The organism is Alishewanella jeotgali KCTC 22429 (assembly GCF_000245735.1).
Classification (GTDB): Bacteria; Pseudomonadota; Gammaproteobacteria; order Enterobacterales; family Alteromonadaceae; genus Alishewanella; species Alishewanella jeotgali.
Map to the genome: position 1 here is coordinate 160,323 of NZ_AHTH01000005.1, position 23,576 is coordinate 183,898.

Annotated in this window: 20 protein-coding genes; 3 read left to right on the top strand and 17 right to left on the bottom strand. The window is 49.3% G+C overall.

Going from position 1 to position 23,576, the window contains the following annotated elements:
- The first annotated feature begins 222 nt into the window (after window positions 1-222).
- A complete protein-coding gene (locus AJE_RS02300; protein WP_237709280.1) occupies window positions 223-2,238 on the top strand; it encodes a tetratricopeptide repeat-containing diguanylate cyclase in 2,016 nt (671 codons plus the stop codon).
- On the opposite strand, the gene AJE_RS02305 is transcribed toward AJE_RS02300, so the two are convergent.
- The 9 genes from AJE_RS02305 to AJE_RS02345 all read right to left on the bottom strand — a co-directional run bounded on the left by AJE_RS02305 (window position 2,235) and on the right by AJE_RS02345 (window position 10,940).
- Complete coding sequence (locus tag AJE_RS02305; RefSeq protein WP_008949476.1) at window positions 2,235-3,665, bottom strand: complex I subunit 5 family protein; 1,431 nt, start codon at window positions 3,663-3,665, stop codon at window positions 2,235-2,237. The two genes, AJE_RS02300 and AJE_RS02305, sit on opposite strands and share 4 nt — an antisense overlap.
- Complete coding sequence (locus AJE_RS02310; RefSeq protein WP_008949477.1) at window positions 3,658-5,169, bottom strand: proton-conducting transporter transmembrane domain-containing protein; 1,512 nt, start codon at window positions 5,167-5,169, stop codon at window positions 3,658-3,660. Before AJE_RS02310 ends, AJE_RS02305 begins: the two co-directional genes overlap by 8 nt.
- A complete protein-coding gene (locus AJE_RS02315; protein WP_008949478.1) occupies window positions 5,169-6,587 on the bottom strand; it encodes a complex I subunit 5 family protein in 1,419 nt (472 codons plus the stop codon). Before AJE_RS02315 ends, AJE_RS02310 begins: the two co-directional genes overlap by 1 nt.
- Window positions 6,587-6,871: a Na+/H+ antiporter subunit D gene (locus AJE_RS02320; protein WP_008949479.1), complete on the bottom strand. Its 285-nt coding sequence runs from the start codon at window positions 6,869-6,871 to the stop codon at window positions 6,587-6,589. Before AJE_RS02320 ends, AJE_RS02315 begins: the two co-directional genes overlap by 1 nt.
- Window positions 6,864-7,775, bottom strand: coding sequence for a Na(+)/H(+) antiporter subunit B (locus AJE_RS02325; RefSeq protein ID WP_008949480.1), 912 nt, complete (start codon window positions 7,773-7,775; stop codon window positions 6,864-6,866). Before AJE_RS02325 ends, AJE_RS02320 begins: the two co-directional genes overlap by 8 nt.
- A complete protein-coding gene (locus AJE_RS02330) occupies window positions 7,775-8,092 on the bottom strand; it encodes a cation:proton antiporter (protein ID WP_008949481.1) in 318 nt (105 codons plus the stop codon). Before AJE_RS02330 ends, AJE_RS02325 begins: the two co-directional genes overlap by 1 nt.
- Window positions 8,089-8,364 carry an MrpF/PhaF family protein gene (locus tag AJE_RS02335; RefSeq protein ID WP_008949482.1) on the bottom strand — a complete coding sequence of 92 codons (276 nt, stop codon included), beginning with the start codon at window positions 8,362-8,364 and terminating at the stop codon, window positions 8,089-8,091. The genes AJE_RS02330 and AJE_RS02335 overlap by 4 nt, the downstream gene beginning before the upstream one ends.
- Entirely contained in the window at window positions 8,361-8,861 is a 501-nt protein-coding gene (locus tag AJE_RS02340) for a Na+/H+ antiporter subunit E (protein ID WP_050858370.1), read from the bottom strand. The genes AJE_RS02335 and AJE_RS02340 overlap by 4 nt, the downstream gene beginning before the upstream one ends.
- A 219-nt stretch (window positions 8,862-9,080) precedes the next feature.
- On the bottom strand, window positions 9,081-10,940 hold the full coding sequence (locus tag AJE_RS02345; protein WP_237709281.1) for a sensor domain-containing phosphodiesterase: 1,860 nt from the start codon (window positions 10,938-10,940) through the stop codon (window positions 9,081-9,083).
- 164 nt (window positions 10,941-11,104) lie between these two features.
- On the opposite strand from AJE_RS02345, the gene AJE_RS02350 reads away from it, so the two are divergent.
- Both AJE_RS02350 and AJE_RS02355 read left to right on the top strand, forming a co-directional pair.
- Complete coding sequence (locus AJE_RS02350) at window positions 11,105-13,024, top strand: propionyl-CoA synthetase (protein WP_272941527.1); 1,920 nt, start codon at window positions 11,105-11,107, stop codon at window positions 13,022-13,024.
- 145 nt (window positions 13,025-13,169) lie between these two features.
- Window positions 13,170-14,186 (top strand): IS110 family RNA-guided transposase, encoded by a 1,017-nt coding sequence (locus AJE_RS02355; protein ID WP_008949471.1) that lies wholly within the window; start codon window positions 13,170-13,172, stop codon window positions 14,184-14,186.
- A gap of 408 nt (window positions 14,187-14,594) precedes the next feature.
- On the opposite strand, the gene AJE_RS02360 is transcribed toward AJE_RS02355, so the two are convergent.
- The 8 genes from AJE_RS02360 to AJE_RS02395 all read right to left on the bottom strand — a co-directional run bounded on the left by AJE_RS02360 (window position 14,595) and on the right by AJE_RS02395 (window position 23,515).
- A complete protein-coding gene (locus tag AJE_RS02360; RefSeq protein WP_039928002.1) occupies window positions 14,595-15,428 on the bottom strand; it encodes an REP-associated tyrosine transposase in 834 nt (277 codons plus the stop codon).
- A gap of 138 nt (window positions 15,429-15,566) precedes the next feature.
- A complete protein-coding gene (locus AJE_RS02365; RefSeq protein ID WP_008949487.1) occupies window positions 15,567-16,583 on the bottom strand; it encodes an NAD-dependent epimerase/dehydratase family protein in 1,017 nt (338 codons plus the stop codon).
- A 10-nt stretch (window positions 16,584-16,593) separates the two neighbouring features.
- Entirely contained in the window at window positions 16,594-17,868 is a 1,275-nt protein-coding gene (tviB, locus tag AJE_RS02370; protein ID WP_008949488.1) for a Vi polysaccharide biosynthesis UDP-N-acetylglucosamine C-6 dehydrogenase TviB, read from the bottom strand.
- A gap of 480 nt (window positions 17,869-18,348) precedes the next feature.
- Window positions 18,349-19,365 carry an IS110 family RNA-guided transposase gene (locus AJE_RS02375; RefSeq protein ID WP_008949471.1) on the bottom strand — a complete coding sequence of 339 codons (1,017 nt, stop codon included), beginning with the start codon at window positions 19,363-19,365 and terminating at the stop codon, window positions 18,349-18,351.
- A gap of 163 nt (window positions 19,366-19,528) precedes the next feature.
- Window positions 19,529-19,828, bottom strand: coding sequence for a DUF6170 family protein (locus AJE_RS02380; protein WP_008949489.1), 300 nt, complete (start codon window positions 19,826-19,828; stop codon window positions 19,529-19,531).
- A 125-nt stretch (window positions 19,829-19,953) separates the two neighbouring features.
- The gene (locus AJE_RS02385) at window positions 19,954-22,065 is read right to left on the bottom strand and encodes a YjbH domain-containing protein (RefSeq protein WP_008949490.1); all 2,112 of its coding nucleotides are present in this window, start codon (window positions 22,063-22,065) and stop codon (window positions 19,954-19,956) included.
- A complete protein-coding gene (locus AJE_RS02390) occupies window positions 22,065-22,817 on the bottom strand; it encodes a capsule biosynthesis GfcC family protein (RefSeq protein ID WP_008949491.1) in 753 nt (250 codons plus the stop codon). The genes AJE_RS02385 and AJE_RS02390 overlap by 1 nt, the downstream gene beginning before the upstream one ends.
- A complete protein-coding gene (locus AJE_RS02395) occupies window positions 22,814-23,515 on the bottom strand; it encodes a YjbF family lipoprotein (RefSeq protein WP_008949492.1) in 702 nt (233 codons plus the stop codon). The genes AJE_RS02390 and AJE_RS02395 overlap by 4 nt, the downstream gene beginning before the upstream one ends.
- Between the last annotated feature and the right edge of the window lie 61 nt (window positions 23,516-23,576).

Here is a 23,576-nt window from a genome sequence, read left to right on the forward strand (position 1 = left end):
GACCTGACCCCATTCAGACCCCATTCAGACCCCATTCAGACTCCATTTGGCCACATTTATTATACTGTATTTAGCATAACTGACCGACGCTATTATCTGGACTTTATTGAAAAATTTAGTTACAACTACGCCTAATATATAGCTTGCTGCGATAATAATATGCTTAAGTCAGCGCTGAAAGTAGCCATCCTGTGTTGTAGTTTTATGACAACAGCAGTCTCTGTGCCTGCTTTGGCTTATAGTCAGGAGCTGGATAAGCCGTTGTTGGTCTTATCGGTAAAGGACGCGCAGGACCCCGCTCTGGAAGCCAAGCTCGACCGCTACCTCAATCTGGAGTTTCGTGAACCGGATGCTGCGGCAACGTTACTGCAAGACATTATCAGCTCACTGCATAGCAATACCCCTATTGAAAGTTATGTCCGAGCGCAAACCTATCTGGTGCTGGCTAAACTGTTCAGCCGTGACAGTGCCGCACAAGCAGAGGCAACACAGCTGTTAGATGAGCTGCTGACGCTGACACACTCGCCTCTCACTGCCAATGCGCTAGTCGAAATTCAGGCACTAAAGCTACAAACACTGCTGAGCCAATCCAAACTCAACGAGGCCTATCTGCAAGCTGAAGCGGTGAATGAACTGCTGGCGGACGCCTCCAACCCCAGAGTACTGTACTGGGCGCATGGGATGTTGGGCAATCTGGCGCGCACTGACGGTCAGTTTGAACAAGCGCTGCAACATTACAGCAGCGCCATGGATGCCTTGCTGCATCTTAACGACGAGCGGTTACTATTGCGGCGTTCTTCACTAAACTGGCAAACCGCCTTGGTCTATACCGAGTTAAAAAACTGGTCTCAGGCCCGTCCTTTGTTGGAAGGCTTGATCGAAGAAGTAAAAAAACACGGTCAGGACGATTATCTCGGAGACCTTTATCTGGCACTTGGCTATGTGCTAAGTATGCAAAAAGATTATCAGGCCGCCGGCAAGATCAATCAACAAGGACATGACTTAGCCAGAGCACGAAACCAGCAGTCGTTAGCCCTCACCTTTATAAATAATCAGGCTTCTATTCTGATTGAGCAGCAACGCTATGCCGAGGCGAAAGCCATGCTGGAAGCTGCCTTGCTTGAAGCGGAGGAATTAAACGAGCCGAACACCTACCAGATTATGCGCCTAAACTTAGGCTATATCAGGGTCATGCAAGGCGATACCGCCGCTGGGTTGGCCCAAATGGAGGCTGCGTACGCTTACTATGAAGAGTTTGGCGTAAAATCAGAGCTAGACGGCCATCTGGAATGGTTGGCCAAAGCCTACCGGGCCGCCGGCGATTATCTACAGCTTGCCGATACCCTGCAAAAACAAATGGCGCTGCGCGAAGAGCTGTTCTCTGAAAACAGGGAAAAGCGTATTAATGATTTGCAAAGCCGTTATGATATGAAGTCGCAAGCACAGCGTATTACCATTTTACAGCAACAAAATGAATTACAAGAAGAACTGATTAGAAACAAACAACTACAGCAACAAATCACCCTGCTGTTTATTATTTTAATGGGGCTGGCAGCCATTATGTTAGTACAGCTCTACCGTAAGGTACGCCGCTCTAACTTGCGCTTACGGGAGATGAACAAGCAGCTGGAATACCAATCCTTGCGCGATCCGTTAACCGGCTTATTTAACCGTCGCGCCATGCAGGAGAAAATGGCCAAACGGCATCAGGAAACACAACCTGCCCGTTGTGCGTTGTTACTGCTTGATATCGACTTTTTTAAACATATTAACGATCATTATGGTCATGCAGCCGGTGACGCCGTGCTAATTGAAATCAGCAAACGCTTGCAAACCTTATGTCTGGAATCCGAATTGTTGATCCGCTGGGGCGGAGAAGAGTTTTTGATTGTGTTGCAGCGTCCCGAGCAAGCCGACATTGACCAACTCTGCGCAACACTACTGCACAAGGTTTCAGAACTGCCAGTGCTGTTTGAAGGTAAGGAAATTCCTGTCACCATTAGTGGCGGCTTTATTAACCTGCCCTTTGCTCAGGTGCCCGAACACCAATTTAACTGGGAGCGGGTATTGCAAGTAGCCGATATGGCCCTGTACTTAAGCAAGGTAAATGGTCGTAACCAAATTAATCTGGTTACCGGCCTCTTGGCACCCTTTAGCGAGGCAGAGCCTCATCTGCAATCTGATCTTTCCGGTGCGATCCGCGAAAATATGATCGAGCTGCACACCATCGCCGGCTAAGCTAGGGGTTGATAGCGCCGCTTTAACCAAAGCGAACAAAAAAACACCCAACGCTGACGGCGGCCCAGTTGCTGCAACACGGCAGCAGCATATCGCTGAAGCCCATAATAAACCGGCACCGCCAATAATAGTGGCCAACTGGCAGCCCAGATAGCAGCAGGGGCCAATGCAACTAAACTTAGCCCGGTATAAGCCGCCAGCTCCAACGGCAGCCAGCTAACCCAGGCTGACGGCAGTGCCCCGCCCCAACTTAGTGTTAGTGCCGCCAAAGCCAACAGCAGTAACGGCAACCGCTGCAACCAGGGCATGCTATCAGCTACAGTGCGGCTCAACAGCTCACGTTGCTCAACTCTAAACCGCATCAGCAAGTGACAAAGCGCCAAAGCCGTACAAAGCGCCCCCAAATACAAGCATAACGCCAACGGTAGCGCGGCGGCAGCAGTAGCTTGCTTAAGCGCCGCTTTTGCCATAGCACCACTGGTTAAAGGTAGCGCTGCCAAGCTAACCACAAAAAAGCCCAGTAATAACAAATCCAGCTGGCTTAACCGATAGCGACTGGCACTGCCGGCCAGTAAAAACAAGGCTCCTTTAGCAAAAGCATGATGAGCCGCATAAGCAACCAGCGCCGACAGTGCCAGCGCCTGCTGTTCGGGTACCAGCAACCAGCTGATACTGAGTAGCATTAACACATAACCAATCTGACTAACCGACGAATACGCCAGGATTTGTTTGCTCTTTTGTTGGCACAGCGCGGCCAGAGCACCAAAAATTGCCGACCCAAACCCCAACCATAACAAGCCCTGGCCCCACTGCTGCAATAAAGGGTCGCCGGCAGGCAAAAACAACCAGAGCCCAAAGATCCCGGCTTTGATCATCGCACCCGATAGCACCGCACTGGCAGCCGCAGGGGCTACCGGATGTGCTTGCGGCAACCATAGGTGCAGTGGAAAAAAGCCTGCCTTTAAACCCAAACCCAGTACAAAGAGCGCAATCGTCAGGTGATCAAGCGGCACAGTCTGCCAACTTTGCCAATCATACAGGCCTCCGGCGGCAGCAGCGCGCAGCACTAAAGCGCTAAATAGCAGTAATTCGCCAATAATGGCCAGTTGTAAATAGAGTCGCCCTGCCCGTCTCGCCTGCTTGCTACCACTGTGCAACACCAAACCGGCACCGGCCAAACTCATTATGCTAAACCCCAAATAAAAGCTCAGCGCATCCAGTGCGGTGATCAGCAACATATTGCCAGCAAAACACAGCAGCATAAAAAGCCAGTACCGTGTCGCTTTTGGGTCTGCGGCCTGACTACTTAGGCTATAACCTAACGCCAGCACCCACAGTATTAAACTGAATACCAGCCAACCCTGACTCACTACCGAGACTAACCCCAGGCCGGCACCAGGCCATAGCAGATGGCTTAAATCAATCATCAAAACTAAACTCCCGTTCGACAATCAGCTCACTCCAGCTTAATGGGCTAAGTTCGGTACTGGCAAAGAGCCCCATCAGTAGTATTAGCAGCATCGTAAAAACCGGTGGCACTAATAACATCCAATGTGTTTCCAGGCGTTGAGAAAACCGCTGCGGTGCTGGCCAGGCACTGTACTGCACGCCAAACCAAATCCGGTACACCACCGGCAAAAAATAGCAGGCATTTAACAGCCCAGAGAGCACAAACACCAGGATCAGCCAGGGTTGTGCCACTTCGGCCGCTCCCAGCCCCAGATACCATTTGCTGATAAAGCCTGCTGCAGGCGGAATGCCAATCATCCCCAGAGCACCCAGGGTAAACGCCACTGATGTAAGAGGCATCCGCCGGCCAACACCATTCAATTCGCGGATTTTATGGATCCCCAGGGTTTCGGCGTAGTTACCCGCACAGAAGAAGAGTGTAATTTTCATTACCCCCTGATGCACCAAATGTACCAAAGCGCCTACCGCCGCCAAAGGGCCCAGCAAGGCGACCCCGAGGGTAATGTAAGACACCTGACTAATGGTTGAATACGCCAGTCGCTTTTTAATATCCTGCTGTGCCAGAGCGCACCAGGAACCAAACAAAATGGTAAAAGCCGCCAGGAACAGCAGCGGCCAGGCCAGGTCCAGGCTACTGACGACTTCTACCCCAAAGACGTCATACACCACCCTGACGATGCCAAAAGCCCCCGCCTTGACCACTGCCACGGCGTGCAGCAACGCACTTACCGGCGCCGGTGCCACCATCGCCTGAGGCAACCAACCATGCAGCGGAAATAACGCCGCCTTTACGCCTAAGCCCGCAATCAGTAACGCAAAAGCGACTTTTAGCAACGCGCCTTCGGTTGCCAGCAACGGCAGCACATAGCCACCGGGGGTAAAATCCGGACTACCGGCCAATAAATGCAATAACGACACCCCAAGCATAAGCAATAAGCCACCACTGAGGGTATAAGCCAGGTAACGCCGGCCAGCGGCCAAAGACTGCGGGGTTCCGCGGTGCACCACCAACGGAAAGGTCGCCAGTGTCAGCAGTTCATAAAATAATAAAAAACTAACCAGATTACCGGCCAGTGCCAGCCCAACGGTAGCACTGACACAGAGACTAAAATAGCCAAAAAATCGTGAGCGCAGTGGTGAATTTTCTAAATACCCAATGGCGTAAATCGTCGTGGCTAACCACAACACCGACGACAACACCACAAACAACAGTGATAGTGCATCGGCGTGCAAAATTAAATCAGCACCGGGTAAAAACGCCAGCCGAAACTCATAATTGTCACCAGCCTTTACCCCCTGCCACATCACATACACCAGCACCAGCTTAAGCACTACCCCCAGTAAATTTAAACTGGTGCGAAGTGCTACCTGCTGCTCTTTTAGCGTAAAGATCAGCAAGCCGGGCAATAGCGAGCTAAGTACAATCAGTAGCGGTAAGAACTCCAGCGACCAGGCTTGCATTACAGCTCCTGTTTTAACAAGGTCAGTAGCGGCAGACTGAACACCGCCATCACCCAAACCAATAAAGCCGGCAGTAGCGCCAGATATTGTGGCAAACGCTGTGGTGAGAAATCGGGGGCAGTAGGTGCCGCCCGGTCAAATGCTAACACCACAACCCGAAACACATAGGCTGCCGACAGTAAGGTTGCCACGACTAAGGCTAGCAGCCAAAAAAACTGCTGGCTTTGCCATAACCCCAGTAATAATGCCCACTTGGCCAGAAAGCCGCCGCTTGGCGGTAAACCAATTAAGCTGCCCCCCGCCACGGCAAAGGCAAACATTGCCAGTGGCATAGTTTGACTGGCCCCCTTTAGCTGCTCAACCTGTCTGGCACCAAGGGTATGCTGCAACTCACCGATAGCCAAAAAGCAGGCGGCCTTTGCTAACGCGTGCGACAACACAAAGAGCCACATTGCCGCCACAAATTCGGGCAAATTAAAGCGTAAGATAAAAGCCAGGGCTAAGGTGGCATAACCCAGCTGAGCCACCGTGGAATACGCCACTAAAGACTTACTATAGGGGGTGCGTATCGCGGCTATCCCGCCAAACAGCATGGCGCCCAAAGCCGCTGACGCCAATAAATAGGCCGCTGCAGGCAAGAAGGCGGCCGGAGCCAGCGTCGTCCACAGCAGATATAAAATAAACAAGGGGCCTTTAACAACCAGGGCGGATAACAACGCACTTACCGGTGCCGGTGCGCTGGCATGCGCCGCAGGCAACCAGAGATGCAACGGCCAGCATGCGGCCTTTAACATTAACCCCAGTGTCATCAACGTTAACGCCACAGCATTCAGCCAGTTGGCTTCTAACTGCCCGGCCAGCATAGGAATATCCAGCACGCCATAGCCTGCGTAGATCAAGGCCACGCCCAACAAATAGCATAGGGAGGCAAACAGCGAATACAGTAAATAATCCAGCGCCGGGCGCAGTGCTTTATCGCCCGACAGGGTGACCAGCGCCACAGCGACCATGCCTAACAATTCCAGACAGACATACAGATTAAACAAATCCCGGGATAGCCAAAGCGCCTGTAAACTGGCCAGCAGTAAGTTAGAAAGCGGCCAGAACGCTGCAGGCAAAGGATTACGCCGTTGTATCGAGCCGACATAGGCAGAAACCAGTAGATGTAATGTAACCGACACCAACAGCAATAAGGTGGTTAGGCCGTCAGCTTGCCAACGAATGGCCAGCAATGGGCCCCAATTGCCCAGAAACCATTGTTGTTCGCCGGATACCGTTACTTGCAATAAAAAGCTGACAGCCAGCGGCAGCAAGCCAACAGCCACAGCAAAGTGCAAAACCCGCGCCCGGCGCGGCCAAAGAAGCATTAGCAAGGCTGCCGCCAGCGGCAGTGTAACCAGTAATACCGCTGGCCACATTATTGCGGTCTCGCCAATAAGCGGCCAAGTAGCGCCAGCGCAAAGGCGGTGGCACTTACCGCAACCACCAAGCCGGTTAATACCAGGGCATGTAATACACTGTCGGCCGGCTCACCATACAAAACCGGCCGGTACGCCAGGCTGACCATCAGCATAAAGATACCGGCGCCAATCACATTTAATGCCAAAATCCGCCTTAATAATTCCGGGCCACGCCACAAACCGAGGCTGCCGACACCTAACAGCAAGGCCGCCGTGGCTAAATACAAATAAAAGCTAAGCATCAGCAGGCTCCTGTTCAGGTTCACCCACCACCAGTAAAGCCAGAGTCAGCGCAATAGCCAGGGTGGCAAAGGTTTCAACCAGCAAAATAATGCCACCGGCTAAGGCAACCGGCCAGCTCAGCCATACCAGCTGGCCGGGCAGCAGCAGGCTGGCCAAGCCAGCCATGACAAAAGCAATTAACCCCGCCAATACTAAGGTTCTGACGGCAAAATTCTGCCAGCTTAGCCAGGCAAGTTGTTGATTTAACCTTAAGATAACCAAACCCGATGCCAGCAAGGCCCCGGCCTGAAAGGCGCCACCCGGTGCCGCCGCCCCTCGCCACAACAGGTAAGCACTTAGCAACAATAACATTGGGCTAAGTAACCGGCTCCAGCTTACACTCAGTGACCAGCCTGCGTGCAGTGGCAACTGGCTTGGCACCTGGCGTGCCCCTAAGAGCGCCAGCAGTAACACCAATAACTCCAACAAGGTATCCCAAGCCCGGAAATTAAGTAATACCGCTGTTACCGGATGGCTAACGCCACTGACGGCTAAGTGTTCCGCCACCCGCTCGCTGAGTTCAGTAGTCGGCTGGGCCGGGATTTGAAATACGCTATACAGTAACAGAGCACTTACCGCGGCGACAAAAACCAGGGGTAACCACAGCTTAGGTTTAGGATACCCGGCGTCACCGGCGTAGCGCGCCAACGCCGTAAAACATAAGGCACCGGTTAATCCCGCACCAATTGCAGCTTCTGCTAAAGCCAAATCAGGCGCCTGCAAACGGGCCCAGGCCAGTGCCATCATAACCCCAAAGGCAATAAACAAAGTCACAGCATGCACCAACTGACGACTTAACATGGCAGCGCCAGCCAAAGTTAACAATAACGCACAGAGCACCACATCAAACAGCAGTAGGCCCATTAATCCTCCTGCCCCGGATCAGCCGGTTCCACCGGGTTAGCCTGTTGTTCGTGACTAAAGCGGGCTAATAACTGACAGGAAACGGCGCCCGATCCCATCACCACCAACCAGATCAGCAGCATCAAACAGGCTTCACGCCAATGACTTTGCAAACTCAAGCCGATAACCACCAGCCCCAAGCCCAGAGTGTCGGCTTTGGTAACTGCATGCAAACGGGAGAAACTGTCGGCAAAACGTAATAGGCCCAGGCTGCCAGCCAAAAAAAATACCACTCCTAGCGCCAGCAATAGCCAACTGCAAAGCTGCAAAATACTCATGGTGTTTTCCCAAGTGAGCGGGTATCAGCTCGCGACTTTCCCAGCCGCTGTACTAACGCAGCCGGCGCCGCTGCCGCCAGAATCGCAATTAACAGTGCCACATCTAGTAACGCAGGTAGCGCCAGTAGCTTACTTAGCACCAATAAAATGGCGACGCCGCTACTACCGAACAATTGAATGGTGAGCAGACGATCCAATAAGGTTGGCCCCTTAATTACCCGCCACAGCCCAAGTAACATAGAAAACAACAGCAGTAACAATACCAGTGTCATACCCGCTCCTGCTTATCCGATTCTGCAAATAACAGTGCCAGTTGCTGTTCAAGTGCTAAAACCTCTTGCTGCCAATTGGCTTCGGTGTCTAACAGATGCAACTGTAGCCGCCCGGCAGGCTGCAAGCTAACGGTACAGGTACCGGGTAGCAAGCTAATCAAGGACGCAAATAGCATTTGCGCCTGGGCTGACGATAAACGGGTTTGAAATTCGGCAAAGCCGCTACGATCGAAACGCTGCGGCATCAGGGCCCGGCCAGCCACATCCAGGCCGCCCATTACCAACTGCCGCAGGAATAACCCTAATAGTGGCAGAAAATAACGCCATCGCACTGCCGGTAAAACTAACGGAGAATACCACTGCCACAGCAGTAAAATGGGGAGAACACAGGCAAAAAAGCCCCAACCGGAGTTTGCTGTTAACACTGCCCAACACGCCGCGGCGACCACAACTAACCACCACGACCGACGGACGAACAACCACAACGTTATTGTCATATCGCACCGCTTCAGTTAACAAAACCACAGCGATTATCACAAATAATTACCGGGAAATCGAACAAAACCGCGACTTTCAACCCCCAAATTGGAAACGATTGGGGTCAGGTCTTGCTTTTTGCTTGAAGCGATTGTGCGATTGGGGTCACGATTGGGGTCAGGTCTTGCTTTTTGCTTATAAAGCAAAAAGCAAGACCTGACCCCCTAGACCCCAGATTGCTATAAACGGTGTAAGGTGGCTAGGTGCTGTTGTAAAAATTGTTCGAACTCAGCGAGCGGCAAGGGTTTGGCGAAATGGAAACCCTGATAATGATAACAGCCTAGCTGCAACAGGGCTTTCAGCTGGCCGGCGTTTTCTACCCCCTCAGCTAACACTTCTAACCCCAGGGTTTGACCAAGCAGAATAATGGTTCTGACAATGGCTTGTTCGTTTTCATCCCGCAGCAAATCATCGATAAAGCCGCGGTCAATTTTTAACTGGTATAGCGGCAGTCGCTTTAAGTAAACCAACGACGAGTAACCAGTACCAAAGTCGTCTAGCGCAAAACGAATACCATGCAGCTGTAATTGCTGCATTTTGGAGACCACATGGTCAAAATCATCGACCAGCATACTTTCGGTGAGCTCGAGCTTAAGCGCAGAGGCATCTATTTGGGTTTCTTTTAAAATCCCCTGCACTACCTGCACAAAATCACGCTGCCGGAATTGCCTGGCGCTGATATTCACCGACAGTTCCAACTGAGCCCGCGCTGGCTGCTGCTGCCATAATGCCAGCTGCCGGCAGGCTTTACGTAAAACTTGTTCGCCAATTGCGACAATCATGCCACTTTCTTCAGCAAAATCGATAAACTCGTAAGGGCCTAGTAAACCCCGAGCCGGGTGGCGCCAGCGCAGTAATACCTCTGCCCCCATCACTACCCCAGGGTGAACCAGTTGCGGCTGAAAATACAGTTCAAACTGATCATCTGCCAGGGCATCGCGCAACTCATGCGCCAATAACAGACGCCGGCTGGCCTGAAATTGCAATTCGCCGTCAAAAAATGCCAGGGCATCGCCGCCCTGAGGTTTAACCTGATGCATTGCCATATCGGCCTGAGTGATCAGTACATCAACTTCCTGTGTATCGCCCAAAAACAAGGTAGCACCTATGCTAAGGGTATTTTTTGGACGGATTTGCTGCAAGGCTTGGCTGTCTAATACCGATTGTTGTAACTGGGCAGCCAGTGCCGTCACCTCTTCTACCGCCGCCCGGCTGCAGGATAACATCTCGGTTAATACCAAAAACTCATCAGCGTTTAACCGCCCCACCGTATCGCCCTGCGGCAATACCTGCGCCAAAGCCTGGCCAACCAGCTTAAGCACCCGATCGCCGGTGTTATAACCCAAACTATCATTTAAGGTTTTAAAATCATCAATATCGATAAAAAGCAGCGCACTATAATGCTGTGACCTGTTACTTTGCAGCTGCGCCTGATGAATGCGGTCGAGCAGCAACTGGCGGTTAGCCAAACCCGTTATCGGATCGAACAACGCCAGACTCTCGGCCCGCCGTTCGACCTGCTGACGCAAAAGCGCACCGCAAATATTACCTGCAATCAACTGCATACCGGCAACATGCTCGTTTGACCATTGCTGCGAACAACGCACCACATCCAAGCCTAACATACCCAGCAAGCGGTTGTGGCTACGTAAGGGTAGCATCAGGAGCGACTGAATGCCTTGCGGGGCCAATAATTGATATTCTGCGGAGTCTGGCGGCAAGGCCTGTACATCAGAAATTACTGCCGGCATACCAGCCTGCCACTGGGTATACCAGGTACCAAATTCTGCCGAGGATAAGTTTTGTAGCTCTGAAAGTTGTGATGTAACGCCTGCGGCGCACCATTCGTGAGTATTACTAGCGGTTGCCAGATCATCTGCAAATTTAAACAGATAGCAACGATCGGCTTGATAAAAATGCCCAATGGCCGCCAAGGCTTGGTCAATTACAGTATCAATTTCAGCGGCAGCAGCCTGAGCAAAAGCCCCGGAGATGGTGGCTACCATCTGCAAGAAACTTGGCTCTGAACGATACTGCACTGCCAAAGCTACCTCGAACTTTTTATTGGCCTCTACTGCAGTGTATCTGCTATTACCTTAACTGCAAAGCCTGACCAGCAAAATATCCAAGCGATGAATGTTGATAAAGATTGGCGCGGCTATAGCCTATAGTCTAAGTTTTATTCAGCGTAAAATTTTGTAAAGTGTCGACATATAGACCACAAAAAGAGGCAAAATCGATGTCTTACTGCACTGAATACCAAAAATCCGTCGACAATGCTGTTGAGTTCTGGGCCGATAAGGCGAGCAAGCTGGCCTGGTTTAAACAACCAACCCAGGTCTTAACTGAGCAGCAGGGGCAATATCAATGGTTTGCCGATGGCGAACTGAACACCAGCTATTTGGCTCTGGATTATCATGTGGAACAGGGCCGTGGTGAGCAAGCAGCGCTGTTTTATGATTCACCGGTCACCGGCAGCAAACGCCGCTACAGCTACCGGGAACTGCGTGACGAAGTTGCGCACTTCGCTGGGGTATTAAAAGCGCAAGGTGTTGGCAAAGGCGATCGGGTAGTCATTTATATGCCGATGGTGCCAGAGGCCGCTATTGCCATGTTAGCGACGGCACGCTTGGGTGCTATACATTCTGTCGTATTCGGTGGTTTTGCACCGCACGAGCTAGCCGTTCGGATTGACGATGCCAGTCCAAAGGTAGTGGTGAGTGCATCCTGTGGTATCGAAGTAAACCGTATTATCAGCTATAAACCATTACTGGACAGTGCACTGGAAAAAGCCAGTCATCAGCCCGAGCGCTGCATTATTTTACAGCGGCCACAACAAACTGCGACGCTGCTAGCCGGACGAGATTTAGATTGGCACAGCGCCATGCAACAGGCCGCGCCTGCCGAGCCCGTGGCGGTAAAAGGCACTGATCCGTTATATATTCTGTACACCTCCGGGACCACCGGTAAGCCCAAGGGGGTGGTACGTGATAATGGCGGCTATGCCGTGGCGCTGCACTACAGCATGCAAGCGATTTACAATATCAAACCGGGCGAAGTATTTTGGACTGCATCCGATGTCGGTTGGGTAGTTGGCCACTCTTATATTGTGTATGCGCCACTGTTGGCCGGCTGCACCACCATTTTATATGAAGGCAAACCGGTGTTTACACCCGATGCGGGCGCCTTCTGGCGGGTATGCGCCGAGTATGGTGTTAAAGCCATTTTCGCAGCGCCAACGGCATTTCGCGCTATTCGTAAAGAAGATCCTCATGCCGAATTAATGAAGCAACATGATCTGAGCAAACTCGAAACCATCTTTATGGCTGGCGAGCGCTTAGATCCGCCCACTTACCATTGGGCCTGTGAAGTGTCTGGAAAACCTGTTATCGATCACTGGTGGCAAACCGAAACCGGCTGGGCAATTTGCGCCAACTTGGCCGGTATTGAATTACTGCCAGCCAAGGCCGGTTCGGCGACAAGACCGGTGCCAGGTTATAACGTACAAATCCTGAATGACGAAGGCCAGCAAATGGGCGCCAACCAGCAAGGTAATATCGCGATTAAATTACCTTTACCACCTGGTTGTTTAAGCACGGTGTGGGGTAATCCGGAGCGCTATGTTGCTGGTTATCTGAGCCAATTCCCAGGCTACTATGCCACCGGTGATGGCGGCTATCTGGATGAAGACGGTTATCTGTTTGTCATGGGCCGCACCGATGATGTCATTAACGTCGCTGGGCACCGCTTATCCACTGGTGAAATGGAAGAGATTATCGCCTCGCATCCAGCCGTGGCCGAATGTTGCGTAATCGGTTTGCCAGATGAGCTAAAAGGCCAGCAACCGGTTGGTTTCGTACTGCTGAAAAACGGCGTGGAAACCGATGCCGAAACGGTACAAAACGAACTGGTAGCCCTGGTGCGGCAAGAAATCGGCGCCGTAGCCTGCTTCAAACGCGCGCTGGTGGTACCACGCTTACCGAAAACCCGCTCCGGTAAAATTTTACGTAAATTACTGCGGCAAATCGGCGAAGGCCAGAGCTACCAAATCCCCTCCACCATCGACGATCCGGCCAGCCTGCCTGAGCTGGAGGCATTAATGCAGCAACATGGTTTAGCCTAGTGGGATTGGGGTCAGGTCTTGCTTTTTGCCTTTTAAGCAAAAAGCAAGACCTGATAATCATTAGCCTAAGCGGCCCTTAGACGGCCTCCGAGTTAATAGCTATTTTTTGATTGACGTCGAAAAAAACTATTTCCAAGGAGGCCGTATGAAATTGTATGTCGGTATTGACCTGCATTCCAATAATTCTGTGTTAGTAATTATTGATAAAAACGATAAGGTCATTTATTCCAAGCGTTTACCGAATGATGCGCAGGTTATTCTCGGGGTACTTGCCATGTATAAAGAGCAGATTGACACTATTGCTGTTGAATCAACGTTTAACTGGTATTGGCTGGTCGATGCGCTGCAAGCGGAAGGTTATGAGGTTCGTCTGGTCAACACCGCGGCAGTGGTGGTCTATGATGGCCTTAAATACAGCGGTGACTTCGCCGATGCCAGACACCTGGCGCATTTGCTGCGAATAGACCTGTTGCCCTGTGGCTATATTTATCCGAAAGAGCCTCGTGCTCTGCGTGATTTAGCACGTAAACGCGCGCAGTTGGTACGGCAAAAGACCACCCAGCTGCTGTCTATCAAGAATTTATTGATGCGCAATTTAGGCCGGGATACACCAAGCTACACTATTAAAACATGGACAGCGGAGCAAGTGGCCGCACTGCCCCTGTTGCCAGAGCAGTTACTGGCGTTGCAGGCGAATTGGACTGTGATGCAAGCGTTAGCACAGCAAATTCAGGCTGTAGAAGCTGAGCTGTTACGCCAACTTAAGCCTTGCAAGGATTTTCAGCTGCTTAAAACCGTATCTGGGATTGGCGATATTTTATCGATGACCATTTGTCTGGAAACCGGTGATATTACGCGGTTTGACAGTTGCGGCAATTTTACTTCTTACGCCCGGATGGTCACGTCAAAACGCGAATCAAACGGTAAGAAAAAGGGTGAAGGAAATCGCAAATGTGGCAACCGTTACCTGTGCTGGGCTTTTATGGAGGCCGCGCACTTTGCGATTGGCTCGGATGAATTAATCAAGCGATTTTACCAACGTAAATGCGCTAAAAATTTAAAGGTTGTCGCGATGAAAGCCGTGGCACACAAACTGGCCAGAGCCTGCTACAACATGCTAAAAGACGGGGTAGAGTTTGATGTGAAGCGCGCCTTTAACTGAGTTTACCCAGCGTAGCTGATGCCGTATTTGGGGTTGGTAAAACCATAGATCTGATTGCACTGCTACGCTGTTTCACCTTGTTTGCCGTAACATCGCCTGCTGCCTGAGCCATCAAGGGGTTGGTTTAAAACCATGATTCTGTCGCAGCAAAAGCTGCATCACTTGGACAGGCGGGAGAACAGAGGGTTTTCTGGGGCTACAAGTAGCCAGGGGCCGGACGCAGTGAGTCCAGAGCCTTGATCCTGATGGGTGACTGGAGCGATATATCGCAACCACCAACGAGAACTAAAATGCGAGGGTTATTGGTTTACAAGGAATAAAAGATACGCGCACTTGCGTGCGCGCGGGTTTGGTTACGCTATTGACACCGAGAGGCTAATGGGTGACCCCCAGATTGGCCCCCAAGATTTACCTGACTGATACTATTCTGCTGACTCGGGAGTAATGCAAACCGAAATAATCACCGATCTGTTTCAGGGTATAATTGCCGGTTAGATAGGCAGCGACAATGGCGTCATCGCGATTAATAGCTGCTTTTTCAATTTCTACCAGGGACACTTTATTGCTAATACGTTGTTTCTTCGGGATGTCGGTTAACTCGGCGACGTGATCATCAAGCTCTGATAAGTGTTTCTGAACAAAATCGTCATCACCTAAAAAGATCTGATTGGTAATTTTTTCCCAGATGGTTATCCCCTTGCCCTGCTGTACAAAACTGGCGTACTTTTCTCTGGCTAGCCGGCGTTGATTTGCGAAATTAGCCAACAAAGTATCCGTTGCCAACCACGTTGGCGAAGGAGCGTATCCCATCGCAGCATGCCAGCTGCTCCACGGCCATTCATCCAACGTCTGCACCATGTTGGCTCGAATGGGATTTAAGACAATATATCGGCTTAGCTCCATTAAATATGCATCTCTGTGCACCAAAATTGCCTTGAAACGGCCCTGAAATAAGTGACCTACGCGGCCATATTTGCGGTTAATCTTCTGAGTGTAACTACCATTAAGTTGGCGCATACCTTTGCTTAAATTGGCATCGGGCGTTTCAACTAACAAGTGATAATGATTTGTCATCAGGCAATAAGCGTGTACTAGCCAGTTACACTGTTCACAGACTTTGGTTAGCAAGCTAAGGAAAAGCTTGAAATCTGCGTCTTCGAAGTAAATGGGTTTACGCTCATTGCCTCTGCTTGTTACATGGTAGAGCGCCCCACAGAACTCTAGTCTAAGAGGTCTTGCCATAGCGTGCACATGGTTAACTATTGGTAATAAAAATGTAGCGGAAAAACCAGGAAAAACAAGTTGGGATTGGGGATTGGGGTCAGGTCTTGCTTTTTGCTTTATAAGCAAAAAGCAAGACCTGACCCCAAATTTTCAAATTTAGATGTTGGTTTTGTACCACTGCATGGCTTCGGCGATGCCGGCACGAATGACGTGGGTGGGTGTGTAGCCGAGTAAGCGGGTAGCTTTACTGATATCGGCTTGCGAATGGCGTACGTCGCCTGGGCGGAATTCGCGATAAACCGGCTTTTGTTTTACAGCAACACCGCAGGCGCTTAAGGCTTCTTGCAATGCGTAAAACAAATCATTTAGCGTGGTGCGATCACCAACTGCTACGTTATACACTTGGTTTTTAGCGGCGTCATCTGCGGTAGCGGCTAAAATATTTGCCTGCACCGCATTGGCTATGTAACAAAAATCCCGGCTGGTTTCACCATCACCGTTGATATATACCGGCTCGCCCTCGATCATGGCCGCCGCCCACTTTGGAATAACCGCCGCATAGGCACCCGCAGGATCTTGCCGCTTACCAAATACGTTAAAATAGCGCAGGCCAATACTATTAAACCCATAGCTTCGGGCAAAGACGCTGGCGTAAAGCTCATTCACATACTTAGTTACGGCATAAGGGGATAACGGCTGGCCAATATTCTCTTCAATCTTTGGCAGTGCCGGATGGTCACCATAAGTTGAACTGCTAGCTGCGTAAGTAAAGCTTTGTACTCCAGCATCTCTTGCGGCTACCAGCATATTCAGAAAACCAGAGATGTTTGCCGCATTCGTTGTTATGGGATCTGCCAACGAACGGGGCACAGATCCCAATGCCGCCTGATGCAATACATAATCAACCTGCTGCACCGCTTGCTTACAATGCTCCAGATTTCGTATGTCGCCTTTAATAAAATGAAAATTCTGCCATTGCTGCGGACTAACCAGTTGCCGGACTTCGTCCAAATTATGTTGGAAGCCCGTGGCAAAGTTATCAAGCCCAACAACTTTTTGGTCCAATTTCAGTAGTGTTTCTAACAGGTTCGATCCGATAAAACCTGCGACACCGGTAATCAACCAACGTTTAGGCGCTGCCTTTAGCGCCTCACATACAGATATATAGCGCACTACTAACTCCCTATAAGCGCATATCGGCAGCCTGAGCCGGCAAAATATACTTTAAATCATATAACACAGCGTTAGGTTTACAGTAGCTACGAATATCGGCGACAGATAAGGCTCTGAATTCGCGATGCCCCACCGCCAGAATAACAGCGTCGTAGCTGCCCGGCTGCAACTGGCTGACCGGCGTAACGCCATACTCATGTTCAGCCTCGGCTGGATTTGCCCAGGGATCATACACATCGGCATCAATACCAAATTCCGCAAGCTCAGCTAAAATATCCACGACTTTAGTATTTCGAATATCCGGGCAATTTTCTTTAAACGTCAGGCCCATTACCAATACATGCGAACCATTCACCTGTATTGATTTTTTCAGCATCGCCTTAATCAACTGCGACACCACATAGCGCCCCATACTATCGTTAATACGCCGTCCAGCCAGGATCACTTCAGGATGATATCCCACCGCCTGGGCTTTATGGGTTAGATAATATGGGTCGACCCCAATACAGTGCCCGCCAACCAGACCCGGCCGGAAAGGTAAAAAGTTCCATTTAGTACCGGCGGCCAGCAACACCTCTTCAGTATCAATGCCTAACTTGTTGAAAATAACTGCTAGTTCATTAATTAAGGCAATATTTAAATCACGTTGAGTGTTTTCGATAACCTTTGCAGCTTCGGCCACCCGAATCGAGCTAGCCTGATAGGTTCCTGCGGTAATAATACTGGCATATAAAGAATCAACAAAATGCGCCACTTCGGGAGTGGAGCCAGACGTGACCTTTTTGATAGTGGTAACGCGGTGCTCTTTGTCACCGGGATTGATCCGCTCTGGGCTGTAACCCGCAAAAAAATCAACGTTATACTTCAAGCCACTTCGACGTTCAATAACGGGTACACATACCTCTTCGGTAGCACCCGGATAAACTGTCGATTCAAAGATAACGATATCGCCGGCATTAATAACCTTACCAAGAGTATCAGAGGCCTTAATTAAGGGAGTTAAGTCAGGCTGGCGATGTTTATCGATAGGAGTTGGAACAGTAACAATATAAACGTTAGCTTGCTTTAAATCTGCAATATCATCACTAAACCACAAACGCTCCGCCTGGCTGAGTTCAGTGTCGGATACTTCCAGCGTATGGTCAGCCCCCAACTTCAACTGCGAAATACGCTGCGGATTAATATCAAAGCCCAAAGTCGAATAGGTTTTGCCAAACTCGACAGCTAATGGCAACCCAACATAGCCCAAACCAATAATCGCCAACCGCGTTTCAGATAACTTCATACCGGCACATCCTTATGTATCCATTGCTTAAGAAATAAGCTATATCAAGTTTAGCAGATTGTCGAGGGTTGCTAGGGGTCAAATTGCGTGGGGGTCACCCATTAGCCTCTCGGTGTCAATAGCGTAACCAAACCCGCGCGCACGCAAGTGCGCGTATCTTTTATTCCTTGTAAACCAATAACCCTCGCATTTTAGTTCTCGTTGGTGGTTGCGATATATCGCTCCAGTCACCCATCAGGATCAAGGCTCTGGACTCACTGCGTCCGGCCCCTGGCTACTTGTAGCCCCAGAAAACCCTCTGTTCTCCCGCCTGTCCAAGTGATGCAGCTTTTGCTGCGACAGAATCATGGTTTTAAACCAACCCCTTGATGGCTCAGGCAGCAGGCGATGTTACGGCAAACAAGGTGAAACAGCGTAGCAGTGCAATCAGATCTATGGTTTTACCAACCCCAAATACGGCATCAGCTACGCTGGGTAAACTCAGTTAAAGGCGCGCTTCACATCAAACTCTACCCCGTCTTTTAGCATGTTGTAGCAGGCTCTGGCCAGTTTGTGTGCCACGGCTTTCATCGCGACAACCTTTAAATTTTTAGCGCATTTACGTTGGTAAAATCGCTTGATTAATTCATCCGAGCCAATCGCAAAGTGCGCGGCCTCCATAAAAGCCCAGCACAGGTAACGGTTGCCACATTTGCGATTTCCTTCACCCTTTTTCTTACCGTTTGATTCGCGTTTTGACGTGACCATCCGGGCGTAAGAAGTAAAATTGCCGCAACTGTCAAACCGCGTAATATCACCGGTTTCCAGACAAATGGTCATCGATAAAATATCGCCAATCCCAGATACGGTTTTAAGCAGCTGAAAATCCTTGCAAGGCTTAAGTTGGCGTAACAGCTCAGCTTCTACAGCCTGAATTTGCTGTGCTAACGCTTGCATCACAGTCCAATTCGCCTGCAACGCCAGTAACTGCTCTGGCAACAGGGGCAGTGCGGCCACTTGCTCCGCTGTCCATGTTTTAATAGTGTAGCTTGGTGTATCCCGGCCTAAATTGCGCATCAATAAATTCTTGATAGACAGCAGCTGGGTGGTCTTTTGCCGTACCAACTGCGCGCGTTTACGTGCTAAATCACGCAGAGCACGAGGCTCTTTCGGATAAATATAGCCACAGGGCAACAGGTCTATTCGCAGCAAATGCGCCAGGTGTCTGGCATCGGCGAAGTCACCGCTGTATTTAAGGCCATCATAGACCACCACTGCCGCGGTGTTGACCAGACGAACCTCATAACCTTCCGCTTGCAGCGCATCGACCAGCCAATACCAGTTAAACGTTGATTCAACAGCAATAGTGTCAATCTGCTCTTTATACATGGCAAGTACCCCGAGAATAACCTGCGCATCATTCGGTAAACGCTTGGAATAAATGACCTTATCGTTTTTATCAATAATTACTAACACAGAATTATTGGAATGCAGGTCAATACCGACATACAATTTCATACGGCCTCCTTGGAAATAGTTTTTTTCGACGTCAATCAAAAAATAGCTATTAACTCGGAGGCCGTCTAAGGGCCGCTTAGGCTAATGATTATCAGGTCTTGCTTTTTGCCTTTTAAGCAAAAAGCAAGACCTGACCCCAATCCACATGACCCCAATCCAGCAGCTACTCCGGGAATTGCTGGCGGCGGATAGTGGCGAATTGCTTACGGCATAAGTAGAAGGTGATAGGTCTGGTGATCAGCGGGTATAAAATAACAAGCAACACAATATAACCAACAATCATCCAGCCCTCTGCTCTGGCAATTAAGATAAACAGCACAGATAGAATCACTAGCTTAATGATATTAAGCGTAATTTTTGTAGGTGCAGGCAAGCGATCGGCTGCAGTACGAATAACTTGCATCCGCTGTGAGAAGTTTAACCCCTGCAATTCCGGGATACTCTGACTGTTGAAATAAATCATGGTTTACACCTCAAAACACGGGGTCAGGTCTTGCTTTTTGCTTAATAAAACACGGGGTCAGGTCTTGCTTTTTGCTTAAAAGGCAAAAAGCAAGACCTGACCCCAATCACACAATCACAATCCGACTAATCGAAGAATGTGTTACGGCTCTCAGTCAAATCGACTAATCTTACTGGTCGGTTCAGTGGCTGACCACCATCCCGCCCGATTGGGATCCATGGGATCTGTCCTCTGCCCTTAGAAGGTCTTACTGAGAATAAGTCAAATGGGATCGATAAATAAAAGCCTTTAGTAAAACTGCCTTCACCGTAATCTGCTGAGGATACATTTGTGACAGCAGCATACGCACCTACAATCATGCCGCTGTCAAATCGCTTAGCAAAGTCCACGTTAACGCCCTTATCTTTCGCCAAAAACTGGCCGATATTGAAGGTTAAACGCGTATCGGGTAAGAAACTTGGCTGCCAATAGATGTTCACATGGCCTGTAAGAGTTTTGTAATCAAAAAAGCCAAAATCATTCTCGTAGGAGCGCTGCCGCACGTAGTTTAAATCAAAACCGACTGCAAAAGGACTATCAACTGGACGATACAGAATCTCGCCGCCTACACCACCATACATGGTTTCCAGATAGCCTGCGTAGGCCTGCGCAAAGATTGATGGTGCAATTTCTTTCTGCCAATGTCCAAACACATTGTCCATGCCGAATTTACTACGAGTAACATATTCACGTACATAAGTACGAACTCTGGGTAAATTAGATTCTAAGGCGTCAACTTTAAAGTTAAATTTATCAAAGTTCTCCAACAAGGTCAGTCGCAGATTACCCATCACACTAAATTGATTATTAAAGCGATAGCCTCCCGCTAAATAAACGCCCCCCTGATACATATAAAAATATTCTGGATTACCGAAAGACTGGATCCAGAACGTTTCCAAACCAGTAGAAAAGCCCCGATCATCATTCAGTGGAACCTTAGCAATGGAGTCAGGTTCTGGCTGCTGCCTTACGTATGTATCTCTGATAGTGGCTTCCAACTTATTAGCGTTCACAGCCTCAACAAATGCATCAACATCAATTACCTTCTCAAGCATGGCCATGTTCGCCGAGTGCTCTACTATACGAATAGTCTTAACAGTTTCCGGCAACTGTGCCGCGATAGCGCGCCCAGCACGCTCAGTTGCCTCTTCGTCGTCGCGGTAACCGATGGGCACGCCATGCACAATAAACTCGTGCTCAGACATTTGTATACCTTTTGGCAACAAGCCTGCGTTATAAAACAGATTTCTGGTTAGAGTACTAAAGTTAACATTAGGAGATATCGTGGCACGATCTTCAGGCACAGCGATTTTTTCAGGCTTGATCTTAATCTGGCTTGCCGTATGCATATTAAAGGCATAATGCATACCAAAGCCCAGGGTATTACCCCGCTGATAATTTAGGTCAAAGGTAAAATCGCGCCATTTATAGGTTGCACCAAGATTCCAGCGTGAATCTTGCTGTAATGCCCCGGCGAAGTCCTGTACATAGTTATTACCATCGTACTCTAATTTTAGTACCAGCGGCTGCCATGGCGTCTGATAGGATACGCCACCAAATACCGAAGCAGGTCCCCGGAAAAACTTTTTATATTCAATTTTACCACCCTGGCCACTAAAGCCTGAGTCACGTTGACAGAACGAATCTCTAAGTTCACAAAACGGATTCTTAATATTCCCTGCAGCTCCGAGATATCCCCATCCCATCCCCAAATGAAAATCGACGGCACCAAATTGCTTACTTAACGTAACAAATTCACTCTCAAAAAGCCCTGTACCACCAAAGTCACGCAAACCTACTGCAACCTGAGGTAAATACTGCCCTTCTTGCCAAAGTCGGAACTTCACATCCAAACCTTTATCTTTATAGGTTTGATCGTTGCTAAATCCGGGAGAATCGCTATACAAACGGGTCCTAACGTCAGTATAGCGAGCTGTCGCCTCCATCCATGGAAATAGCTGAATACTTACTGACCATAACCGGTACTCTTCATTATCTGTGTAATTAAGAGTCACATCACCGTCTGGCGCCATACGGGCAGTAGGTGTTTGAATCAGGCCAACACCACCATGCGCTGCCTGAGAGGCGCCTGCCGGATCGGGTTGCCAAGCTAATGACGTATTGGCAACAGCGACTGCAGCTGGCGAACATAGCAAAGCCAAAGCTGATAGTTTAAAAGCAGGTTTTACTTTCAACATTAAATAACCCTATTTACCGCCAGTGCGAGAATTTGCTGATTTAAGCGAGCAAAGTCACCAGAAAACCAAGAAGTGCGAAAAGGAACAAACACCATAGCACCAGGAATGACCTCGATATGTTGTTCGCGCAGCTGTTGCCAGGTTACTCTAACAACCTGTCCATGAGGTTGAATGATATACAGATTTTGCCGATCGGCATTTTTAGAAAAAGGCAAATCATTCAGATAATACTGCAATGGTGTGGCAGAGCGATGGTCTAAATTGGTACTACGAGACAGCGCACCGAAGAAAAGAACATCATTCGGTCGGGGTTGAAGTAACAATTGATAGTGCCCGGCTTCAAATCTTGGGTTAAAAGCCAACTGCACACGAGCACGCTCGTAATCAATCTTAATCGAAACTCGCTGAGCCACTTGCCAGGCAGCTATCTCACTTGCCAACACCTGCAATGATACCTGATTGGAACTGCTCGCCTTTTCAATCAACTGTTGTAGCAATAGCAAGGTTTGTTGTTTTTTCAGCTCGGGTTCAGAAGTGTTTGCCCGGAACAACTTACTCGCTGGCCAATACCAAGGCTGGTCAAACGCAACCGGCGCTAACACATCGACTAATCTGGGACTAGTAACAAACTGCTGCGTTTTACCGTTCACAACTACAACAACCTTAGCAGCTGGAGTATCTGCCGCATATCCAGCAACACACCAGCTCGCAACAAAAACAACTAACAGTATCTGCTTAAACAAAGCTTTCATCGGGCATCCTCCGCAATAGACAAACCACTGGCTGAAAGATGTCGTGCAATTTCACTAATAAACACCAGTTCAAGCGCTGGATGCCCCGGTGCCAAAGTTTGAACGGTTTTCAATACTGTGCCACTACCCTGCTCCAACCAAAAAGTATTCTGCCAATTTTGATCAAAACGCCAAAAACGCGACGGGCTCTCGTATGTGAGTTGTTCCGTTACTTTGATAACGGCAATGTCGTGCCCAAAGTATTGTAAGGTATGCCCTTTCTCAACATAAAAGTGTGAATTAACAACATAACCGTACTCACCTAGCTGCCAATCTATACCACGCAGCCAACGGCTGCCCGTAACAGGCGACTTTAAAGGATCGCTGTTCACATTACTGGTAAAAATTAAATCATTTTCCATACCTATGGTACGAATAATACGCCCATTGTCGGTAACCAGCATTGCATGGTTCTGATCTATCCACTTTAACTGGTTGTTATCGATAAAAACCAATCCCAAGGCCACTCTGGGCGCATCACCCAAGCGCACATAAAGCAAGTCGTTGTTGGCCTGCTGAAGCTCTCCCCAAGTGACATCGACATCAGCAACAGGCGTAAAAGCAAATTTAACAAGGTCTATATAGGCTTTATAAGTGCCCGAGCAGGAACTTAAGAGAACGCAAAGTAAAATTAGCGGTATCCATTTGGCAGGAAACATAGGGCTAAACTCTAAAAAAGTGCAAAAAAAACCGCCATAAGGCGGCTTTTTCGTAACACTC